This window comes from Bacillus sp. LL01 (genome assembly GCF_001037965.1).
This window is the reverse complement of the sequence record NZ_LFEL01000085.1, coordinates 1-6,681: the sequence shown is the minus strand read 5'-3', so window position 1 is coordinate 6,681 and position 6,681 is coordinate 1. Positions and strand designations below refer to the sequence as shown.

Annotated in this window: 9 protein-coding genes; all 9 read left to right on the top strand. The window is 42.3% G+C overall.

Going from position 1 to position 6,681, the window contains the following annotated elements:
* Positions 1-344 precede the first annotated feature (344 nt).
* Positions 345-569: an AtpZ/AtpI family protein gene (locus AB685_RS24855; protein ID WP_047973270.1), complete on the top strand. Its 225-nt coding sequence runs from the start codon at positions 345-347 to the stop codon at positions 567-569.
* Positions 562-963, top strand: a complete 402-nt coding sequence (locus tag AB685_RS24850; RefSeq protein WP_241773378.1) for an ATP synthase subunit I — start codon at positions 562-564, stop codon at positions 961-963. The genes AB685_RS24855 and AB685_RS24850 overlap by 8 nt, the downstream gene beginning before the upstream one ends.
* Before the next feature lie 7 nt (positions 964-970).
* Positions 971-1,687, top strand: a complete 717-nt coding sequence (atpB, locus tag AB685_RS24845; protein WP_047973268.1) for a F0F1 ATP synthase subunit A — start codon at positions 971-973, stop codon at positions 1,685-1,687.
* 100 nt (positions 1,688-1,787) lie between these two features.
* The gene (gene atpE / locus AB685_RS24840; RefSeq protein ID WP_022629366.1) at positions 1,788-2,000 is read left to right on the top strand and encodes a F0F1 ATP synthase subunit C; all 213 of its coding nucleotides are present in this window, start codon (positions 1,788-1,790) and stop codon (positions 1,998-2,000) included.
* A 175-nt stretch (positions 2,001-2,175) separates the two neighbouring features.
* Positions 2,176-2,670 (top strand): F0F1 ATP synthase subunit B, encoded by a 495-nt coding sequence (gene atpF / locus AB685_RS24835; RefSeq protein WP_047973267.1) that lies wholly within the window; start codon positions 2,176-2,178, stop codon positions 2,668-2,670.
* Entirely contained in the window at positions 2,667-3,215 is a 549-nt protein-coding gene (locus AB685_RS24830; RefSeq protein ID WP_047973266.1) for a F0F1 ATP synthase subunit delta, read from the top strand. Before atpF ends, AB685_RS24830 begins: the two co-directional genes overlap by 4 nt.
* A 21-nt stretch (positions 3,216-3,236) precedes the next feature.
* The gene (gene atpA, locus AB685_RS24825) at positions 3,237-4,745 is read left to right on the top strand and encodes a F0F1 ATP synthase subunit alpha (protein ID WP_047973265.1); all 1,509 of its coding nucleotides are present in this window, start codon (positions 3,237-3,239) and stop codon (positions 4,743-4,745) included.
* A gap of 132 nt (positions 4,746-4,877) precedes the next feature.
* Positions 4,878-5,747, top strand: coding sequence for an ATP synthase F1 subunit gamma (atpG, locus tag AB685_RS24820; protein ID WP_047973264.1), 870 nt, complete (start codon positions 4,878-4,880; stop codon positions 5,745-5,747).
* 66 nt (positions 5,748-5,813) lie between these two features.
* Positions 5,814-6,681 (top strand): F0F1 ATP synthase subunit beta (gene atpD, locus AB685_RS24815; protein WP_047973263.1); only part of this gene is annotated, 868 nt, incomplete at its 3' end.

The following is a 6,681-nucleotide window of genomic DNA, read 5'->3' as shown; positions in this document are numbered from 1 at the left end:
AAGAGTGCGTGCGCTCTTCTTTTTTTAGTGGGGAGGGGAGTCGGACGACAAACGACATTTTCTTACATTTTCTACAAATATCCGCGTAAACCCCTTCCTATCCATTACTAAAATACTTGTGCCATTTTCTTACTCAAACATGTATAAAACCCTCTAAAAATGTGGAATATGACAGAAGTGTGAACAAAGGAAGATATCGACAAATCTCTTTTTTTTTAGTCGGAAAACACATTGACACATACTTTGGGCTATTGTACGATTACAAAGGATATGATGATAAGGTTTACATACGAAAAGTGAAAAGGTTCAAAAAGCTCTGGAAAAGCTTGAGGGGAGCGGTGTTCATGTCTACTGGAAAACGCAACCCATGGCGCGCGATGGCGCTTGTTTCAATCATCTCATCCTATGTCGTAGGAGGAGTAGTTGCAGGTGTGTTTACCGGGTTATGGCTTGGGAATCAATTTGGTGGAAAACCAGTTTTCCTCATAGTATCTATCCTCATTGGTTTGGGCGTAGGTTTTTATGGCGTAATGAAGACAATTGAACCGTTCTTAGGAGACGATGAGTAATATGACTTCACTAGAAGGAAAAATGAGACAACAAACGATCATTACTAGTATTTTACTGGTCTTGTTTCTCATAGGTTACCTCGTCACCCCGTTCAGTGAGCAATTCCTCGGCCTACTTTTAGGTCTTTCCGTTAGTTTTCTTAATCTTTGGACAACCTATCGCAAGGCACAAGTCGTTGGAATGGTTGCCGACAGAAGAAGAAAACAATCATTTCTTCCATTTATCCTTGCAGGGTTCGGTTTTGGAATTCGCATTATTCTGACGATTTCTGCGGTTTATTTGGCCCTTATCTATCCAGATAAGTTAGATGTTATTTCAGTCATTGCAGGGCTTGCCCTGATCTATGTCATTATTATCCTTGATATGCTAGTTCAATTTGTGAGAAAGAGGTGAACTCAATATGAATGATCATGTAGCGCCTATACGAGAGTTTATGGGGCTGAGCTTCAACATGTCCACGGTGCTAATGACCACAGTGGCGTGTCTGATTGTGTTCTTGATCTGTTTTATCGGAACAAGGCGTCTCGCTATGCGTCCTTCTGGAATGCAAAACTTTCTAGAGTGGGCAATTGATTTCGTCCGTGGAATCGTTAAAGCGAACATGGGCTGGAAGGTCGGTGGACAATTCATTGCACTCGCCTTCACCTTACTATTTTATGTGTTCGTTGCAAACATGCTCGGGTTACCATTTGAGCTATACAACCCGAATACACACGAAGTATGGTGGAAATCACCAACATCTGATCCAGTCTTAACCTTGACAATGGCGGTGTTAGTCGTAGGGCTGACTCACTATTATGGGATTAAGATTCGCGGAGTTGGCGAATACATGAAAGATTATATCCGTCCTGTACCATTCTTATTACCATTTAAAATTATTGAGGAGTTTGCTAACACGTTAACTCTTGGTATGCGTCTATTTGGTAACGTATATGCAAAAGAAATCCTAATGATTTTACTTGTAGGTTTAGGGACATCAGGTTTACTTGGAATGTTTGGGGCATTCTTGCCGCTGATTGTGTGGCAAGCATTTGGTATGTTTATCGGTGCGATCCAAGCGTACATTTTTGCCATGCTAGCGATGGTTTACATGGCACACAAAGTAGAAAGTCACTAATTTTGGAACAACGCTTTGGACAGGCTAGCTTAAATGCTTTTAGGTTGGACAAGGCAATTAAATAAAAACTATTAAGTATACAATAGGGAGGAAATTTATCATGTCATTATTAGGCGCTGCAATTGCAGCAGGTTTAGCAGCGGTTGGTGGATCAATCGCAGTAGCAATTATCGTAAAAGCAACACTTGAGGGCGTAACGCGTCAACCAGAACTTCGTGGTACACTTCAAACTCTAATGTTTATCGGGGTTCCTCTTGCTGAGGCCGTGCCGATTATCGCGATCGTTATCTCTTTCTTATTACTATTCTCATAATAAGATACGCACGAACAGTATTTTCATTGTGCATAAAAATGGCGACAGTGTTCTGTTTGAACCTGCGCCATTCCTTATGTACGACTAACAGATTAGCCACAATCATCCATTTATAAGGATGCCGAAATACGTTTTTAGTTATTATTTTTCACGTCCAAGAAAGGAGTGAATCCACGTGGGTTTCGATAATATTAACTGGGGATCAGCCATTTATCAACTTATCGCATTCTCAACGCTTTTATTCTTCCTTAGTAAGTTTGCCCTTAAGCCACTTATGGGAATCATGGAAAAGCGTGAGCAGATCATCAATGATCAAATTGATACTGCAGAGAAGAACCGTAAAGAATCTGAAGCATTTATCGCTGAACAACGCGCAGAGCTTGAGCGCGCACGTACAGAAGCTAATGAAATTATTCAAAATGCGAAAAAACTTAGTGAGCAACAAGGTCAAGATATCGTAAAAGCAGCACGTGACGATGCGGAGCGTATTAAGGAATCAGCTGTAGCTGAGATCCAACGCGAGAAGGAACAAGCAGTTACTGCCCTTCGTGAGCAAGTTGCGAGTCTATCTGTGTTAATTGCAACGAAAGTGATTGAAAAAGAACTTGATGCAAAAGAACAAGAAAAGCTTGTACAAGAGTATCTTAAAGAGGTAGGCGAGGAGCTATGAGCAACCAAGCAGTAGCAAATCGTTACGCATATGCCCTTWTTCAGCTTGCAGAAGAAAAAGGGATTCTAAATGAAGTTGCACAAGAAATGGAGCTTGTAAAGGAAGTAGTTAACTCAACTCCTGAATTCTTACAATTTCTTGGGCACCCGAAAGTGACGGCAGATAAGAAGCGTGCGTTCATTGAAACAAGCTTCAAAGGGTCGTTAAGCGAAACAAGCCTTCACACGTTACATCTATTAGTAGAAAACAAACGTATTGATAGTCTTGTGGATATGATTAATTCATTTAAAGGCATGTCTTATGAAGCACAAAACATGGCTGAAGCAATCGTATACTCTGCAAAACCACTAACTGGTGAAGAACAAGCGCAAATCGCAGARATCTTCGGCAAAAAAGTAAACAAGGCAAAACTTCTTGTGACAAATGTGGTAAATAAAGACCTTATTGGCGGACTCAAGATTCGTATCGGAGACCGCATTTATGACGGCAGTGTAAAATCACAGCTAGATCGCTTAGAGCGTCAGCTTATTGCCGGTACACGTTAGTAGAAGATAGGGGTGAATGATATGAGCATCAAACCAGAGGAAATTAGCTCTCTTATAAAGCAACAGATTGAAAGCTTTCAGTCTGATGTTCAAGTTCAAGATGTAGGTACGGTTATCCGTGTTGGTGATGGTATCGCGCTTGCTCATGGCTTAGAGAATGTCATGGCTGGTGAGCTTCTTGAATTCTCAAACGGGGTAATGGGGATGGCTCAGAACCTTGAGGAGAACAACATCGGGATTATCATTCTAGGACCATACACAGACATTCGTGAAGGTGACGAAGTGAAACGTACTGGTCGTATTATGGAAGTTCCAGTTGGAGAAGAAATATTAGGTCGCGTTGTGAACCCGCTTGGTCAACCAATTGATGGTCTTGGCCCAATCGCAACGACTAAATCTCGTCCAATTGAAAGCCCAGCACCTGGTGTTATGGATCGTAAATCGGTACATGAGCCACTTCAAACGGGTATTAAATCAATTGATACAATGATTCCTATTGGTCGTGGTCAACGTGAGTTAATCATCGGTGACCGTCAAACGGGTAAAACGGCAATCGCAATCGATACGATTTTAAACCAAAAAGACGAAGATATGATTTGTATCTATGTCGCAATCGGTCAAAAGGATTCTACGGTTGCAGGAGTTGTTGAAACACTTCGTCAACGTGGAGCACTTGATTACACAATCGTTGTATCTGCAAGTGCATCTGACCCAGCACCAATGCTATTCTTAGCACCATATGCAGGCGTAACAATGGGTGAAGAATTCATGTATAACGGCAAGCACGTTCTTGTGATCTATGATGATCTTACAAAACAAGCTTCTGCATACCGTGAACTTTCTCTATTACTTCGTCGTCCTCCAGGTCGTGAGGCATTCCCAGGGGATGTATTCTACCTACACTCTCGTTTACTTGAGCGTGCAGCGAAGCTTAGTGATGCTAAAGGTGGCGGTTCAATCACTGCACTACCTTTCATCGAAACGCAAGCTGGTGACGTATCAGCTTATATCCCAACAAACGTTATCTCAATCACAGACGGACAAATCTTCCTTCAATCTGATTTATTCTATTCAGGTATTCGCCCAGCCGTTAATGCCGGTTTATCGGTATCACGTGTAGGGGGATCTGCACAGATTAAAGCGATGAAGAAAGTTTCAGGTACACTACGTCTTGACCTTGCAGCGTACCGTGAGCTAGAAGCATTTGCTCAGTTTGGATCTGACCTTGATAAAGCAACTCAAGCGAAATTAAACCGTGGTCAACGTACAGTTGAAGTTCTTAAGCAAGATCTTCATAACCCACTACCAGTTGAGAAGCAAGTTGCAATCATCTATGCTCTTACAAAAGGCTTCATGGATGATATCCCAGTTGAAGACGTGCTACGTTTTGAGTCTGAGCTCTTCACGTTCTTAGACCACAACAAGCAAGATCTACTTGATCATATTCGCACAACTGGAAACCTTCCTGAAGATAGCGAATTTAAAGCAGCAATTGATGAGTTCAAGAAGGGCTTTAGTGCAAGTAAGTAAGGCTAGTGGTTGGTAAGTGGACGGAAGGTAGGTTCCAATAAACCTTTTCTAGAGAGAGTGTGACTTGTGAATCTCCTTTCGTTCTAACCAAACACCTCACGAACCAGTTTTTGCGAAAAGGTGGTGAATCGAATGGCTTCATTACGTGATATTCAGGGACGAATTACGTCTACCAAAAAGACGAAACAAATCACAAAAGCGATGCAAATGGTTTCAGCTGCTAAGCTAAACCGTGCTCAAAACAACGCGCAATCTTTCCAACCTTATACAGAAAAGATTCGTGAAGTAGTAGCGGCAATCGCATCTTCAGGCACAGAGATCTCGCATCCAATGCTAGAAGAACGTCCTGTTAAAAAGACAGGATACATTGTGATTACGTCTGATAAAGGGTTAGCTGGTGGTTACAACGCTAGCTTAGTTCGTTCTCTATTAAACACGATCAAAGCACGTCATAAATCTCCTGATGAGTACGGAATTATCATCATGGGACGTATCGGACGTGATTTATTTAAAAAGCGTGGCCTTCCTATTATTCAGGAAGTAGTCGGCTTACCGGATCAACCGGAATTCAATGACATTAAAAACATTGCGCGTACATCTGTTGAAATGTTTGCTGATGGTATTTTTGATGAGTTGTATGTTTGGTACAACCACTTCGTAAGTCCAATCACACAAGATGTAACGGAAATGAAGCTCCTACCGCTTACAAATATCGGTGATGAGAAAGCTGCTACAACAGCAAGTGCTTCTTATGAGTACGAGYCAGATGAGCAAGCTATCCTTGAGAAGCTCCTACCACAATATGCGGAGAGCTTAATCTTTGGATCATTACTTGATGCTAAGGCGAGTGAATTCGGTGCGCGTATGACAGCGATGAGTGCGGCAACTGATAACGCATCTGCTCTAATTGATGAGCTTACGCTTAAGTTTAACCGTGCGCGTCAAGCGGCGATTACCCAGGAAATTACGGAAATTGTCGGCGGTGCAGCAGCACTAGAATAGATTTTATCAACCATACAAATACCCTGAAAAAATTGGCTAAGAGCCATTAGGAGGGACGGAATAACTATGAATACAGGTCACATTACTCAAGTAATGGGTCCGGTTGTTGACGTAAAGTTCAAGAGCGGACAATTACCTAAAATCAACAACGCATTAAAAGTAGAACAAAAAGGTTCTGACAAAAATGCGGTTGATGTTACAGTTACACTTGAAGTTGCATTGCACCTTGGTGATGATTCAGTTCGTACCGTTGCAATGGGTTCAACAGACGGCCTTGTACGTGGTACAGAGGCATTTGATACAGGCACACCAATCACTGTTCCAGTTGGAGAAGCGACACTTGGTCGTGTATTCAACGTATTAGGAGAAGCAATTGACTTAGATGAGCCAGTTGCTGCAGATGTGAAGCGTGACCCGATCCACCGTCAAGCTCCTAAATTTGAAGAGCTTTCAACATCTACTGAAATTCTAGAAACAGGAATTAAAGTAGTAGACTTATTAGCACCTTACATCAAAGGTGGTAAAATCGGTCTATTCGGTGGTGCCGGTGTAGGTAAAACAGTTCTTATCCAAGAACTTATTAACAACATCGCTCAAGAGCACGGCGGTATCTCTGTGTTCGCTGGTGTAGGTGAGCGTACTCGTGAAGGAAATGACCTTTACCACGAGATGACTGATTCTGGCGTTATCAAGAAGACTGCCATGGTATTTGGTCAAATGAATGAGCCACCTGGTGCGCGTATGCGTGTAGCTCTTTCTGGTTTGACAATGGCAGAACACTTCCGTGATCGCGATGGTCAGGATGTACTTCTGTTCGTTGATAACATCTTCCGTTTCACACAAGCAGGTTCTGAGGTATCAGCCCTACTAGGACGTATGCCTTCAGCCGTTGGTTACCAACCAACACTTGCTACAGAGATGGGTCAGCTTCAAG